This window comes from Geothrix oryzisoli (genome assembly GCF_022808865.1).
In the GTDB taxonomy this organism is placed as follows: domain Bacteria; phylum Acidobacteriota; class Holophagae; order Holophagales; family Holophagaceae; genus Geothrix; species Geothrix oryzisoli.
The window spans coordinates 1-13,908 of the sequence record NZ_JAKZLB010000004.1; the positions used below are offsets into that span (position 1 = coordinate 1).

Genomic DNA, 13,908 nt, shown 5'->3' on the forward strand with positions numbered 1-13,908 from the left:
GCTCCATGGAACCCTCAAAGGCTTCCTATCTTCTATCCGGTTTTCAAAGACGCCCACCGCGCTTCCGCACAGTCCGAAGTCGCCTCTCGGCCCCTTCCAGCACCCCGCAGCCTCAACTGCGCAGGACAATCAGATTACCATCGCGCAGCCTGCATGCAAGAGAAAATTTCAAGCGACGTCCTGAAAGGGAAAGCCCCACGCCCCCCGAAGCCCGGCGGAGGGCCCCGGAAATCCTGAATCCAGAAGGCCTCTGCCGTAGAATCAACTCCCTGGGGAGGATGCGTGATCCACATCATTGGGGCGGGCCTGGCCGGCTCGGAAGCCGCCTGGCAGTTGGCCTCGCGAGGACATGAGGTGCGCCTCTCCGAGATGCGGCCGACCTGGACGACGCCAGCCCACACCACCGAGCGGGCCGCGGAGATGGTCTGTTCGAACTCTTTCAAGAGTGATGACCCGGATTCCGCAACGGGCATTCTCAAGGCCGAGCTCCAGAGGATGGACTCGCTGATCCTGCGATGCGCCAAGGCCACCCGGGTGCCGGCGGGAAACAGCCTCGCCGTGGACCGGGACGCCTTCGCCGAGGCCGTCACCGCTTCGCTGAAGGGACATCCCCGCATCCATTGGGAGGTGGCGCGCATCGAGGCGCCGCAGCCCGGGATGCCGACCATCCTGGCCACCGGGCCGCTCACCGCCGAGCCCCTGGCGGACTGGCTGGCGGAGGCCACCGGCAGCGACCGCCTGCACTTCTACGACGCCATCGCCCCGATCGTGGAGCGTGACAGCATCGACATGGGCATCGCCTGGATGGCCGCACGCTACGACAAGGGTGGAGCGGACTTCATCAACTGCCCCATGGACAAGGCCCAGTACGAGCGGTTCCTGGACGCCCTCCTCGCCGGGGAACGAGTCCCCCTGCATGATCTGGACACCCCCTATTTCGAGGCCTGCCTGCCCATCGAGGTCATGGCGGATCGCGGCCGCGAGACCCTCCGCCACGGACCCATGAAACCCATGGGACTGGATGACCCGCGCACGGGACGCTGGCCCCACGCGGTCGTGCAGCTCCGCCAGGACACCCTGGCTGGCGACCTCTTCAACCTGGTGGGCTTCCAGACCCGCCTGAAGTGGGGAGCCCAGAAGGAGGTCTTCCGGTTGATCCCGGGCCTCGAGAACGCTGAGTTTGCCCGGTTCGGAAGCATCCACCGGAACACCTACATCCAGGCTCCGAAAGTGATCGATGCGACACTCGCTGTCAAATCCATCCCCGACCTCTGGATCGCAGGGCAGGTATCGGGTGTGGAAGGCTATCTTGAATCCGCCGCAGGCGGGCTCGCTGCGGGCTTTGCCGTGGATCGGGCCGTGCGCGGGCTCGAACCGATGCCCTTCCCAGCCGACACCATGCTCGGAAGCCTGCTCCACTACTTGGCTCACGCCTCAAGCGTGGATTTCGGCCCCACCAACGCCATGCTCGGCCTGCTGCCGCCCCTTCCCGAAGGTCTCCTGGACCTGCGTGGCCTCAAGCGCACGGGAGGGACCCGCGCCGTGAAGTCCGCCAAGGGGAGGGCCCACCGGGAGCGGGCCCTTCTATCGCTGGAACGGCATCTCGGACTCGCAGGAGGCCAGCCATGACCCGCCCCACCCTTGTCCTGGGCGCTGTCGCCCTGGCCGTCACCCTCGGCACCGGGGCGCTGTGGATGAGTCGCCGCACGCCCGGCTCCCCCCCCCAGGAAGAAAACCAGGAGCCCTTCCGCGCCTCCGTCATGGGCGCCGGCCGGCTCATCGAGCTCCAACCGCCATCCACCCCCTTGAGAACCGTCCGATGGACCCTCCCGCTCCCCGGTGGTGCGGCGGTGGCCCAGGTCCTGACCCAGACCGGGCGGCAGCAGGCGGTCCTCTTCGTCCAGGGCGCGCCGGGCCCGACCTTCACCGTGCCCGAGCCTGCGGGCACCCCTGACTCCTTCTTCCAGTTCGCGGACCTGACGGACGCGGCCCTGGTGCCTGACGAAACCCTGGCGCTGCTCTACCGGAGTTCGGGGAACGCCGCCTCGCCGGCCCTCCTGGTCGTCCTCGATCTGCGCACCCAGCAGGTCCGCTGGTCCCAGCGCGCACCGGGGGAGCACCTGGCTCTGGCGCCGGATCGGCGCAGCCTGTTCCTCTATGGTGCAGGGGTTCCCGTCAGCATCTACGATCTGGCGAACCGGAGCGCCAGCCATCCCCCGGCCGCCACCACCGTCGAACCTCCCCCCGAAGTGAAGGGGATCTCCAGTCTGCTCCCCCTCGGCCCCCAGGCCTTCCTGGTGGCCCATGAGGGAGGACTCTCCACCTGGCGCCAGGGGGGCTGGACCCATCTGCAGGCACCACCCCCATCGCCGCTCGGGTTTCCCCAAGGGCTCGGCCAGATCGCGGGCGGTCCCAAAGCCGGCTGGTGGCAGCCTGAACCAGGCGTTCTGATCCCGCTCGGCCCGAACGGGAAGCCGGGGACCCCCCGCGACCTGAAGCCCCTCCTTGCGGAGGCGGCCAGCCTGGATGCGAGCCTGCTCCACCTGCTTGGCGAGGAAGCCGACGGACGGCTCTGGTTCGACCTGGCGCGCCCCAGCCTTCCTGCTCCAGTGCCGGTACCGGTGATGGCCCCGGTTCCAGCCGCTTCGGATCCCGCCACGCCGGAGGTGACCGTGCCCCCACCGGCACCGCCCGCGGCTTCGCCCTCACGGGAGGATTGGGAAGCCCACCTCAATCAAGGCCTGGGTCGCCTCTACGTCTGGAAGCCCGGCGAGGACCACATGAAGCTGGTCCCTGTCGCGGAGGCCTGGAAACGCCTGGCGCCACCTCCAGGGATTCCCGGCCCACCGGAACCGGGCAGCCTGCGGCCCGAGAGCGGGACCCTTCTCTGCGGCGGCCCCGACCGGATGTGGTGGCTGCCCCTGAAAGCCCTTCAGCCCTGATCGTCCTGCCGATCGGTCTTCGACAGATACTCGCGGATCACGCCTTCGGCAACCGCCCCTTCGTCGGGGTGATAGGTCCCGGCCTCCAGCTGGCGCTTGAGGGCCCTGAGTTTCTCGGTCCGGACGTCGGGCGTTTCGGCCAGCACCTCATGCGCCACAGCCACGAGATGGTCGGCCGCGGACTCTTTGGCCTCCTCGGCTTTCCGGGGGCCGCCGCCCCTGTGTGATTTGCCGCTCCCGCTCATCTCCACCTCGACGAGACCCTATCGGCATTCCGCCAGGAACTCTCAAGCCCTCCGGAGACCTCATTTTCGTCGGGCTTGGGGGCAGCCGACCCGGTCGGGCCATGCCGATGCGTCAGGCCAGCGCCACCAGGATCCGATCGTGGCCCGCAAAATCTTGATGCACCATGGCCTTACCCCACCCCGCCCCGAGGGCCCTGCGGCACAGCTCACCCCCTTGGCCGGCTCCGATCTCCAACAGGCAGGCCGGCGCCCGGCGCGCTATGGCGGACCTCAGCAGGTCCGCGGAGAGGGCCAATCCCCGGTCCGGAGCGAAGAGAGCCGAAGCTGGCTCGAAGGCCAGCTCCCTCTGGAGGCCCGGCTCGTCCGCCGGATCGACATAGGGCAGGTTCGCCACCACCAGACCCAGGGGATCGGGGATGGAATCCAGCAGGCTCCCCTCGAAGAAGGCCACCTTCGCACCCAAGGCCGCACCGTTTTCCCGGGCCACGGCGAGGGCGCCGGGGCTCAGATCCGTCGCCGAAACCCGCCAATCCGTCTCCAGGGCCAGGCTCACCGCGATGATGCCGCTGCCCGTCCCCACGTCCACACAGTCCGCCACGCCCAGCCGGTTTCCCACATCGAGGGCGGCCTCCACTAGCAGTTCGGTCTCAGGGCGCGGGATCAGCGTGTCCCGGTTCACCCGGAAGCGCCGGCCCCGGAAGAGGCACCACCCCAGGATGTAGGCCCAGGGTTCGCCGGTCCGGCGGCGACGCACCCAGGCGCTTGCCTGCGCGCGCACCTCGTCGGGCACGAGGTCGCCACCATGGGCGACCATCCAGGACCGGGAGAGGCCCAGCCCCTCCTCGAACCAGCGGAGACTCTCGGCATGGGCCTCGGCGTGGTCCAGGAACTCGGCCAAGGCGGCGCCCAGATCGAGGCGGAGCTGTCGGTAAGTCTGGACCATCCCTCCAGCCTAGCCGCCTTCATCCAACGATACCTTCCCCCCATGCGCAGGGGCGGCATAGGGGGCCAGAGCGGGATGGCCGAGAATGCACCGGCCATCCCGCACCGGCCCCTAGGCGCGGGAGGGATCGCTCCAGAATGCTCGATGGCTCAGGCGGTCAGGGCCTTGGCGCGTTCCTGGCTCTGCTGGGCGACGATCTCGTGGAGGCTGCCGCCATGGCTGTCCATGGTGACCACCAGGGGGAAGTCCTCCACCTCGATGATCCAGAAGGCTTCGGGGCTGCCGAACTCCTCCAGCATCTTGACGTCCACCACGCGCTTGCAGCGCTCGGCCAGCAGGCTGCCGGCGCCGCCCGTGGCATGGAGGTAGACGGCCCCGGTCTTCTGGAGGCCCTCACTGGTCTTCTTGCCCATCCCACCCTTGCCGATGACGCCCCGGACCTTGTAGGTCTCAATGACGTCAGCCTGGTAGGGCTCCTCGCGGATGGAGGTGGTGGGGCCCGCGGCCACGAAGCTGTAGTGGCCGTCCTCGTGCTTCTTCACGACCGGCCCGCAGTGGTAGATGACCATGTTCTCGAGGATGGGCTTCAGCCACTCGGGCTTCTGCTCCTTCATGTACTTGTGGCCCATGTCGCGGCTGAGGACGACGCGGCCGTTGAGCAGCACCTCGTCGCCGACCTTGAGCTGGCGGATCTGGTCTTCGGTGATGGGGGTGGTGAGACGGATCATGTTGAGCCTCGTCGTCGCGGATCAGTCGAAGGACACTTCGCCGTTGGTCTTGAGCGTGATCGAGCCCCGGCGGCTGCTCCAGCACATGTAGCTGATGGACACGTAGAAGCTGGCCGGGTGGCGGTACATTTCTTCGGCCAGGACGCCGAGCACGGTGGTGTTGCCGCCGTAGCCCATGGGCCCGATGCCCAGGGTGTTGAGATCGTTCGTGATCTCCTTCTCGAAGGCATCCATCTTCGGATCGGGGTTGGGGGTTCCCAGCTTGCGGAGGATCAGCTCCTTGCTCTTCTCGTAGCTGCTGACGCGGTCGCCGCCGATGGCCACGCCGAGGATCCCCGGGCTGCAGCCCTGGCCCTGGGCCTTCACCACGGCATCGATGATGCACTTGCGTACGCCCTTGATGTCGCGGCCCGCGCCGATGGCGGCGTCCGGCAGACGGTACTGGGCGCCCACGTTCTCGCAACCTCCGCCTTTCTGCATGACGGCGATCTCGACTTCCGGCTTGTCCCACTCCTCGAAGTGGACGGCCGGGTGGCCCTCATGGAAGGGGTCCATGTTGGTGCCGGTGTTCTTGCCGCTGAGGGCCTCCACGCAGTTGGGGCGCAGCCAGGAGCGCTTGGTGGCTTCGGCCACGGCGGCCCGGATCTGCTGCTTGGCGGCGCGCTGGCTCAGGCCGAAGGGGTGGCGGACCCAGACGATGATGGTGCCCGTGTCCTGGCAGAGGGGCGTCACCTGGCCATCCGCGAGGATGATGTTGCGCACCATGTCGTTCAGGGTGTTGAAGGCCCGGCTGCCTTCCTCCTCGGCATCGCGGCCCTTCACCAGGGCGTCGATCACATCCTGGGGCAGGCGGCTGGTGGAGCGGCGCAGCAGCTCCAGCATGGGCAGGGTGAGATCCAGGCCCTTCAGATTGGACAGGTCCGCCTTCCATCCCGTCGGGAGCACGGACTTGGACGCCACCACCTCGTTGGAGGTCAGGGTGGGAATGACGCATTCAGACATGGGCCCTCCGGAATCCAGACCCCATCATCCGCCCGCCGAAGCTCACGCTCAAGTGATCAATGCCCGGTTATGCTGCCATCGGCCTGGAATCCGCAGCAAGCTAGGCTGGAGGTTCTTCGGCGGGGGCTTCCGTGAGCCACATCCTCTTCATCCTCAACGATCCACCCTACGGCACCGAGCGCAGCTACAACGGGCTGCGCCTCGCGGGGGCCACGGCCAAGCGGGAGGGCACCGAGGTGCGCGTCTTCCTGATGGGCGACGCGGCGGCCTGCGCCAAGCGGAGTCAGAAGACTCCCGACGGCTACTACAACCTGGAACGCATGCTCAAGGGTGTCACCGCCCGCCACGGCCTGGTGGGCGTCTGCGGCACCTGCATGGATGCGCGGGGCCTGACCGAAGCCGACCTGGCCGAAGGCTGCCGGCGCAGCACCCTGGAAGAGCTCACGGACTGGACTCTGTGGGCGGACCAGGTGCTGGTGTTCTAGAGCGGCGCCGTGACCGCCACGGGTGAACCACGCCCCTGCCCCTGCTGCGAGGGCTCCAAGCCCCCGGCCCCGCGGGAGCCGGGGCCGGCCCACCTCCTGTGCTACTGCTTCGGCCATAGCCTGGAGAGCCTACGCGCCGAGTGGGAAGCCACCGGCCGCCTGGACTCGGTGGAAGTGATCCGGGCCGCCGTCAAGGAAGGCCGCTGCCGATGCGACCAGATGAATCCCTCGGGCTCCTGCTGCCTGGGGGAGGTGGTGAAGGCCGCGCAGATGATCAGGGAAGCTACCGTCCCCAGGCCCGGCAGAGGGCAAGGGTGAGGTCTAGCAGGGGCGCCTCGCTGCGGGAGAGGGCCAGGCCCTTGAGATCCCGTTCGCACTGGTTCAGGCGTCCCAGGAGACCCTTCACGCCCTTCGGCTTCAGCTTCTCGTAGGCGCCACGATAGCCGTCCAGCAGGAAAGCCTGCCTGGGGGACAGGCCCAGGGCGGACGTCAACTCAGGCCCTTTCAGCCCGGCGGCCTGGGCTTCGGCATACCGCAGCAGGCGGTCCACTTCGCGCCGCGCCTGGCCCAGCATCATTAAAGGCTCGTCACCATCTTCCAGGGCCACGCGAAGGGCTTTGAGGGCGCCTGCGGCATCCCCCTTCTGCCACGCCCCAGACCAGGCGAAGGCCTTCTGCCCCGCCAGCCGGAAGGTCACCTGGTCCACCATGTCCTCCGTGACACGGCGATCCTCCGCGAGCAGGTCCAGCACCTCCAGGGCCCGCTTGAGCAGCCCGGGATTCCCGCCCTGCCGCTGGGCCAGCAGGGTGGCTGCGGCGCCCTGGAGCGACAGCCCGAGCCGCCTGGCTTCAGCCTCGATGAAATCGGGGACCTCGAGGGCCTCCAGGGCCCCCACCTTGAGGATCCGGCCGGCCTTCGTCCAGTCCGTCCATGGCTTGGCGCCCAGGGCCTTCCCGGGCGCAGCCGGGAGTGTCGTCCAGGCCACCAGCAGCAGGTTCACGCCCTGGGGCGGCTTCTCCAGGAGCGCCTTCACGGCGCCCGGCAGTTCCTTGGCGCGGGTGAACAGATTGTCCGCGGCCGGCACGATCACGGTCCGGGCCTCGGCCCCCAGGGGCGCCGACTCCTGGAGGGCCGCCATCACCTCGGGCCAGGGGCAGCCCTCGCCGCACACCGTCAGGGCGAAATCAGCCCACTCCGCATCCACGTGTCGCGCGGTCCATTCCGCCACGGCCTTCCGGCGGCCATCGCCGTCTTCGCCGTGGACCAGTGCGAAGGTGTGGTCCAGCCAGACCTGGGCCGCAGCCATCAGTCCGTACCCTCCAGCAGCTGGGTGAGGAAGCTTTCCGCGAAATCATCCGCGAGGCTCTCCAGCACCTGAAGCTCCCGGCTGTCGAAGCTGGCGAAGTTCTGGTCCACCCGGTACTGGTTCGAGAAGGTCAGGCCGCGCCGGGACAGCACCACCGCACCGGTCTGCCCATCCAGCAGCTCCACGCTGGCCACCACGGCCACCTCGACCCGGGAGGCGGACCCGGCGCTGGCTTTCAGCCGGTCGTTGCCCAGGGACAGGCCCAGCGGACGGGAGGTGTAGCCCTCCAGCGTGCCCTGGAGCACCCAGCGGGAGGGCTCACCCGTCCCCACCAGGCGCCAGGGACTGGCCGCGACAATGCGGTTCTCCAGGGCTTTGGTGAAGCGGTCCTCCAGCCCCAGCCGAGGGGTCAGGTTGCGGAACCGCGCCAACCGGATCGTTTCGCCCTGCTTCGCCCACGCCGCCGACCGGGGCTGACGGTCCAGGCGGTGGTACCCGCAGCCGGCACTGACCCCAACCATGATGGCGACAAGGAAAAAGCGCGAGGAAGCAGGCACGAAGATCCTAGGGGTGGTAAACACCCACGTAAGGCAGGTTGCGGAGTTTGCCGTCGAAGTCGAGGCCATAGCCCACCACGAAGTGGTCCTCGATGGTGAAGCCGATGTAGTCCACGGGCACTTCGACCTTGCGGCGGCTGGGCTTGGAGAGCAGGGTGCAGATCTTCAGGCTCAGGGGTTCCCGGTCCCGGAGCAGGTTGCGGACCTTGAACAGGGTGAGGCCGGTGTCCACGATGTCCTCGACCACCAGGGCGTGGCGCCCCTGGATCGACCGGTCCAGATCCTTGAGGATGTGGACCTCGCCCGTGCTCTCGGTGCCTGCGCCGTAGCTGGAAACCTGCATGAAGCTCACGTCGATGTCCAGGTCCATGGCCCGGACCAGGTCCGCGAAGAACGGGAACACCCCGTTCAGGAGTCCGATCACCACCAGGTCCTGTCCCGCGTAGTCCCGGGCCAGCTGGGCGCCCAGTTCCTGGACCCGGGTCCGGATCTGCGCTTCCGTGAGCAGCGGGGTGATGCGGTCGCGCATGGAGACTCCTGGAGATTGAAGACTTGTACCCTTTCCATTCAACCCCAGAAGGGCTTCCCGGGTCCATCCAGTGACGGCGTTTCTCCTCCACTGTCCCTGGCGCCGGAGCCTAACATGATGGCGGAAGCCACCTTGAACGAGCCCCTGATACCCCAGACGGCCCACCGGGTCGCCGATCGGCTCCCCGATCCGGCCTCGCCCTATCACACGCCGGAGGTGCTGGCCTGGGTCGAAGCGGCCCAGGGCGGGGACCAGACCGCGTTCGCCAACCTGGTGCGGCTGTTCTCCCGGGACATCTACGGAAAGGCCTTCTCCATCGTCAAGAACCACCAGGACGCCGACGACGTGGTCCAGGAGACCTTCATCCGCGTGTTCCGCGCCCTGCCCGGTTTCCGCTTCGAGTCCTCCTTCCGCACGTGGCTCATCACCATCGCCACCCGCCAGGCCCTGAATTTCCGGGAGCGCATGGCCCGGGACCACGAGAGTCTCGAAGGACCGGATGGCACCCTGGAGCACCCGGCCCTGCGGGTGGAGGAGACCCAGGTGTCGGCCCTGCTGGACCAAGAGGCCAGACGGCTCCTGCACGAGGCCCTCCCGAAACTGCCCCGCCGCCAGAAGGAAGCCCTCACCCTGAAGCTGCAGCACGACTGGAAATACGAACAGATCGCCCAGGAGATGGGCACCTCCGTGGGCAGCGTGAAGGCCCACATCTTCCACGCCATCCAGAACCTCACCCGCCACATCAAAGGAGGCCGAGCATGAACCCAGGGCCCCTTCCCGTTCCAGAAACCTGTGTCGCGGCCTTGTCCGCCATCGAAGCCGATCCCATGGACCCCGGCCCTGCGGCGGAGGCGCACATGAAGGCCTGCACGGCCTGCTCCGAGGCCCGGGTGTTCTTCCTGGCCCAGGAGGCCAGCCCGGAGGTCCTGGCGCCGGCCGGCTATTTCGACCGCCTCCCTGGCCGGATCCTCCGCAAGCTTCCTGCCCGCCCGGCCCTGCACCACCGCATGGGACTGCTGGGCTGGACCGCGGCGGCGGCCGTGCTCATGGCCGTGGGCACCGGCGCTTTCCTGGCCGGACGGGCGAACCGGACGCCCTATGTGGAGGCCACGCTGCCCCGCCAGCCCGACATTCTCGAGGTATCCACCTCCGACACCCCCTTCCACAACCATGAGGAGGAGGCGGCCCAGATCCAGGCCCTCAGCCCCGAGGAAATGAAGGCACTCTTGAAGCGCCTGGACTCGGCCCCGGCCCCGACGAGGTGATCCCCATGTTCCGCCCCTCCCTGTTGATGTCCCTCCTCCTGCTGCTCGCCGGCCTGCCGGTCCGCGCCCAGGCGGAAGATGAACGCCCTCTGATGCGCTTCCGCATGGAGCAGCTCCAGCAGACGGTGGGCCTTCCCGAGGACCAGGCCCGCACGGTGGTGGAGCGATGGTCGCGCTACGATCGGGAACAGTTCCAAAAGACCCAGCAGATCCAGCAGATCCGGCGCCGATTCAACGAGATCCTGATGGGCCCGGGTTCCGAGGAAGAAAAGAACGCCAAGGTCCGGCCCCTGGTGGAGCAGTTCGTTGACCTGCGCCGCCAGCAGGCGGAGCTGAAGTTCAAGTTCGAGGAGGACATCCGCGCCCGGCTGAGCCCCGCCCAGCAGGTCCGCCTCATCACCCATGTCGAGGAGATGCAGCGGCGCATGGTGGAGGCCATCCGCCAGGGCCTCGGCAACCGGGCCGAGCCGGGCCTCCGCCCCGGAGCGGCCATCCGTCGCGGCCGTCGATGAGCCGCTAGGACGGGGGCGCCTCCAGGACCACCGGGATCACCAGGGGGCGCGTCTGGGTGGTCTTGCGGATGACCCGCCGCAGGGCCAGGCGCAAGGTGTCCCGCAGCGCCTCTCCATCCTTGCGGACCTGGGGCGGCGCCTCCTCGTAGGTCTTGCGAGCGACGCCCGCCAAGAGATCTGCATAGGCCTCGTCATCGGACAACATCACGAAACCGCGGCTGAGGATGGTGGGATCCGCCGCCAAGTCGCCGGTCTGCGGGTCCACCAGCAGCGTGGCGAACACCACGCCATCCTCCTGCAGGATGAGCCGGTCCTTGATCACGCGGGCGTCCACCATGTGGTCCACCCCCTCGCTCACGAAGCACTTGCCCACGGGCACGGCACCTGGCATGTCCACCCGGCCATCCACAAACAACCGCAGGCAGAGCCCGCCATCCAGCAGGGAGATGCGCTCCGGTGCCCAGCCCAGGGAGGCGGCCAGCTTGCCGTGGGCCCGCAGGTTCCGGTAGGTGCCGTGCACCGGCACCATCTGGGCGGGACGCACCGCCCGGATGAGATCCGCCAGCTCGTCGCGGCTGCCGTGCCCGGAGGCATGAACGGGTCCAAGACCCTCCAGCGAGGTCTCCGCTCCAAGGCGTTCGGCCTCGTCGAGCATCCGCGAGATGGCGACCTCGTTGCCGGGGATGGAGCGGGCACTCACCACCAGCCGATCGCCGGGCTGGATGGGGAGCCCCTTCACCTCCCGGCGGAGGAGGCGCGCCAGCCCGCTCATGGGCTCACCCTGGCTGCCGGTGCACAGGACGAGCAGATCCTCGGGATCGAAGAGCTGGGCATCCTTCACATCGATGAGGATGTCGTCAGGCAGGGACAGCCGCTTCAGGGAGCGGGCCAGCGTGAGGTTGCGGTCGAGGCTGCGCCCCAGGAGCACCACGCGGCGGCGGAATTCGTACGCCAGATCGATCAGCGTCTGGAGGCGGTGGATGTTGGAGCTGAAGGTGGTGACGAAGAGCCGCCCCTTCGTCTGCTCGAAGGCCGCCTCCAGTCCCTCGCGGCAGGCCGATTCCGAAGGTGAACGGCCCGGGCGGCCCACGTTGGTGGAATCCGCCATGAGCAGCCGGACGCCGGCATCCCCCAGGGCCGTCAGCCGCTCCATGCCCGTGGTCCGGCCGTCCAGAGGCTCAGGATCGATCTTGAAATCACCGGAGTGCACCAGCACGCCCTGGGGTGTGTGGAGCGCCAGCGCACAGGCGTCCGGAAGGCTGTGGGTGACCGGAATCCACTCGGCCTCGATCTCCCCAGCCCCCACCCTCACGCGGCCGTAGTCCGGCACGGTGTGGAGCAGGCCCACGTCCAGGCCATGTTCGCGCAGCTTGCCCTCCACCAGGCCCAAGGTGAAAGCGGTGCCGTACACCGGTACCGGCCACCGGCGCAGGAAGTAGGGCAGCGCCCCGATGTGATCCTCGTGGCCGTGGGTGAGCAGCACCGCCTGGAGCTGGTCCGCGAAGGGCTCCAGGTAGGCGAAGTCCGGCACGATGGAGTCGATGCCCGGTTGGTCGTCCGAAGGGAACAGCTGGCCGCAGTCCACCAGGAAGAGGCTGCGGGCGCTGTGCACCACCAGCGCGTTCATCCCGAACTCACCGAGCCCGCCGATGGGGATCAGCCGGAGTTCGCCGGCGGCGGGGGCCTCCGTCCAGGTTGCAAATTCAGGTGCGACGGGCATCACGATGGGAACACCTCCGGGTGTTGATTCAACAGGGTACGAGTTGCGGACAGCCATGCCGCAGGCGCGATCACTTCGGCGCGCAGCGCCGAGGCCAGGCCCGCCGCTGTCAGGGCCTCGGCGGTCAGAGTTCCCTGCCAGTTGTTCGCCAGGGTCTTGCGGCGATGGCCGAAGGAGCGGTGCAGGACTGCGAGCAGGGCCCGGCGTTCAGCCAAGCTGGGGGCGTCCAGGCGGGGGTCGAACTGGACCACCGCGGAATCCACCTTGGGAGCGGGTCGGAAGGAGCCGGGCCCGAGCTTCACCAGACGGGTCAGGCGGGCGCAGAGCTGGGCCAGCACCGACAGCGGCCCGTAGGCCTTGGTGCCGGGCTCACCCATGAGTTTCTGGGCCACTTCCAGCTGGAACATGAGGGCCATGCGGTCCCAGGGAATGCCCTCCGTGAGCAGCCTCGCCAGGATCGGTGTCGCCGCGTTGTAGGGCAGGTTGCCCACCACCGACCAGGGCCCGCCCTCGGGCAGGGGAATCCGCACTGCATCACCCTCCAGCAAGTGGAACTGAGGCTGGGCGGCGAAGCGCTCCCGCAGCAGCGCGCACGCCTCGGGATCCAGGTCCACCGCCCACAGGGGGCGCCCGTCCGCCAGGAGGCGCTCCGTCAGCACCCCAGGCCCCGGGCCGATTTCCAGCAGCCGGGGTGCCGCAGAAGCCAAGGCCGAGCCCACGATGGTGGCGATGGCCCCCTCGTTCACCAGGAAGTTCTGGCCGAGCCGCTTTTTTGCCCGGAGTCTGAGAAGTGGGGCGGATTCGGACACAGCCCAGGCTACCACGCACCTTATCCAGAGGTCATTTTGCCTGAAAGGGGTGTGTATTTTTTATACACATTATTGACCAATCATGCTTTTTCACCATGCGTCTTATCTCTACCAATTCATTCAATTCGACTTAAAATTTTTATCAACACAGCCCTTCCCCCCCTACCATTTTCCATCGAGGCGCCTATGGAACCCATGCCGCACGACGGTTCTCCCAATCAGGGGTACTCCCTGATTGAACTGCTAGTGGTGCTCGCGATCCTTTCGATCCTTGCCATCGTTGGAACCCTCAGCCTTGGCAGCCGGGCACCCCGGGCCGTCAAATCGACCACATTGCAGGTGCGCGGGGCCCTCCAGGAGGCTCGAGAGCTTGCGATTTCTACGGGCCGGAATATCACCATTAGAGCCACCTGGGACTCCGCAGCAAAAACGGCCAGCATCGTCACGGTAGATGATTCGCCTGTCCCCGCGATGAAATCCCAGGTTGCCCTTGATGCTTCTTCCCTTCGCTACTGCCGGGTCACCGGCTCTGGCGGCGCGTCCCTGCCCACGACCAGTCCAGACGTGAAAAGCCTCACGGCCGCCACCACCTATGGGTTCTCTTCGGGCAGCAATGGATGGAAGACCGACCTCTTCAACTCTTCCACCTATACCTTCGCCCCCAACGGGTACCTCATCGACAACACCAGTGGCGCAGCCCTCCTCGGAGGGTTCTTCGTCGGTGTCGTGGGCAATACCGTCAATCACACCGGTGTGCCCGTCGGCGTCGTCCTGGTCAATGACCAGGGCAAGATCATCGCCTTCTACAAAGCGGACTCCGCTGCCGGCACAGATCCCGATTATCAATGGCAGCGATTGGAGTAGC

General features: G+C 67.6%; 16 protein-coding genes. 7 read left to right on the forward strand and 9 right to left on the reverse strand.

The genetic code is table 11. From position 1 onward, the window contains the following. The first annotated feature begins 282 nt into the window (after positions 1-282). Both trmFO and MLE43_RS11145 read left to right on the forward strand, forming a co-directional pair. A complete protein-coding gene (gene trmFO / locus MLE43_RS11140) occupies positions 283-1,629 on the forward strand; it encodes a methylenetetrahydrofolate--tRNA-(uracil(54)-C(5))-methyltransferase (FADH(2)-oxidizing) TrmFO (RefSeq protein WP_243304016.1) in 1,347 nt (448 codons plus the stop codon). Beyond that, positions 1,626-2,942 (forward strand): hypothetical protein, encoded by a 1,317-nt coding sequence (locus MLE43_RS11145; RefSeq protein WP_243304017.1) that lies wholly within the window; start codon positions 1,626-1,628, stop codon positions 2,940-2,942. Before trmFO ends, MLE43_RS11145 begins: the two co-directional genes overlap by 4 nt. Here MLE43_RS11145 and MLE43_RS11150 read toward each other — a convergent pair. The 4 genes from MLE43_RS11150 to MLE43_RS11165 form a co-directional block, all read right to left on the reverse strand. Beyond that, positions 2,933-3,187, reverse strand: coding sequence for a flagellar biosynthesis anti-sigma factor FlgM (locus MLE43_RS11150; protein ID WP_243304020.1), 255 nt, complete (start codon positions 3,185-3,187; stop codon positions 2,933-2,935). The two genes, MLE43_RS11145 and MLE43_RS11150, sit on opposite strands and share 10 nt — an antisense overlap. 112 nt (positions 3,188-3,299) lie before the next feature. Next, entirely contained in the window at positions 3,300-4,130 is an 831-nt protein-coding gene (gene prmC / locus MLE43_RS11155; RefSeq protein ID WP_243304022.1) for a peptide chain release factor N(5)-glutamine methyltransferase, read from the reverse strand. Between the two features lie 149 nt (positions 4,131-4,279). After that, complete coding sequence (locus MLE43_RS11160) at positions 4,280-4,858, reverse strand: FumA C-terminus/TtdB family hydratase beta subunit (RefSeq protein WP_243304023.1); 579 nt, start codon at positions 4,856-4,858, stop codon at positions 4,280-4,282. A 21-nt stretch (positions 4,859-4,879) separates the two neighbouring features. Further along, on the reverse strand, positions 4,880-5,860 hold the full coding sequence (locus MLE43_RS11165) for a fumarate hydratase (RefSeq protein WP_243304026.1): 981 nt from the start codon (positions 5,858-5,860) through the stop codon (positions 4,880-4,882). 131 nt (positions 5,861-5,991) lie between these two features. On the opposite strand from MLE43_RS11165, the gene MLE43_RS11170 reads away from it, so the two are divergent. Further along, positions 5,992-6,345, forward strand: a complete 354-nt coding sequence (locus MLE43_RS11170) for a DsrE/DsrF/TusD sulfur relay family protein (RefSeq protein ID WP_243304027.1) — start codon at positions 5,992-5,994, stop codon at positions 6,343-6,345. A 283-nt stretch (positions 6,346-6,628) separates the two neighbouring features. Here the strand turns inward: MLE43_RS11170 and holA are convergent, their stop codons facing one another. Genes holA through hpt form a run of 3 tightly spaced genes read right to left on the reverse strand, consistent with a single transcriptional unit; the run spans position 6,629 to position 8,737 of the window. After that, entirely contained in the window at positions 6,629-7,651 is a 1,023-nt protein-coding gene (gene holA, locus MLE43_RS11175; RefSeq protein ID WP_243304028.1) for a DNA polymerase III subunit delta, read from the reverse strand. Continuing rightward, complete coding sequence (lptE, locus tag MLE43_RS11180) at positions 7,651-8,172, reverse strand: LPS assembly lipoprotein LptE (protein WP_243304029.1); 522 nt, start codon at positions 8,170-8,172, stop codon at positions 7,651-7,653. The genes holA and lptE overlap by 1 nt, the downstream gene beginning before the upstream one ends. 43 nt (positions 8,173-8,215) lie before the next feature. Continuing rightward, positions 8,216-8,737: a hypoxanthine phosphoribosyltransferase gene (gene hpt, locus MLE43_RS11185; protein ID WP_243304031.1), complete on the reverse strand. Its 522-nt coding sequence runs from the start codon at positions 8,735-8,737 to the stop codon at positions 8,216-8,218. Positions 8,738-8,851: 114 nt separating this feature from the next. Here hpt and MLE43_RS11190 point away from each other — a divergent pair, with 114 nt between their 5' ends. The 3 genes from MLE43_RS11190 to MLE43_RS11200 are packed head-to-tail and all read left to right on the forward strand — an operon-like array spanning position 8,852 to position 10,514. Further along, positions 8,852-9,499, forward strand: coding sequence for an RNA polymerase sigma factor (locus MLE43_RS11190; RefSeq protein ID WP_243304032.1), 648 nt, complete (start codon positions 8,852-8,854; stop codon positions 9,497-9,499). After that, the gene (locus MLE43_RS11195) at positions 9,496-10,002 is read left to right on the forward strand and encodes a hypothetical protein (RefSeq protein WP_243304033.1); all 507 of its coding nucleotides are present in this window, start codon (positions 9,496-9,498) and stop codon (positions 10,000-10,002) included. The genes MLE43_RS11190 and MLE43_RS11195 overlap by 4 nt, the downstream gene beginning before the upstream one ends. A gap of 5 nt (positions 10,003-10,007) precedes the next feature. Then, the gene (locus tag MLE43_RS11200; RefSeq protein WP_243304034.1) at positions 10,008-10,514 is read left to right on the forward strand and encodes a hypothetical protein; all 507 of its coding nucleotides are present in this window, start codon (positions 10,008-10,010) and stop codon (positions 10,512-10,514) included. A gap of 4 nt (positions 10,515-10,518) precedes the next feature. On the opposite strand, the gene MLE43_RS11205 is transcribed toward MLE43_RS11200, so the two are convergent. Further along, complete coding sequence (locus MLE43_RS11205; RefSeq protein WP_243304035.1) at positions 10,519-12,234, reverse strand: ribonuclease J; 1,716 nt, start codon at positions 12,232-12,234, stop codon at positions 10,519-10,521. After that, positions 12,234-13,058 (reverse strand): 16S rRNA (adenine(1518)-N(6)/adenine(1519)-N(6))-dimethyltransferase RsmA, encoded by an 825-nt coding sequence (rsmA, locus tag MLE43_RS11210; RefSeq protein WP_338029082.1) that lies wholly within the window; start codon positions 13,056-13,058, stop codon positions 12,234-12,236. Before rsmA ends, MLE43_RS11205 begins: the two co-directional genes overlap by 1 nt. 171 nt (positions 13,059-13,229) lie before the next feature. Between rsmA and MLE43_RS11215 the strand changes: the two genes are divergently transcribed. Beyond that, on the forward strand, positions 13,230-13,907 hold the full coding sequence (locus MLE43_RS11215) for a pilus assembly FimT family protein (protein ID WP_243304037.1): 678 nt from the start codon (positions 13,230-13,232) through the stop codon (positions 13,905-13,907). Position 13,908: the final 1 nt, after the last annotated feature.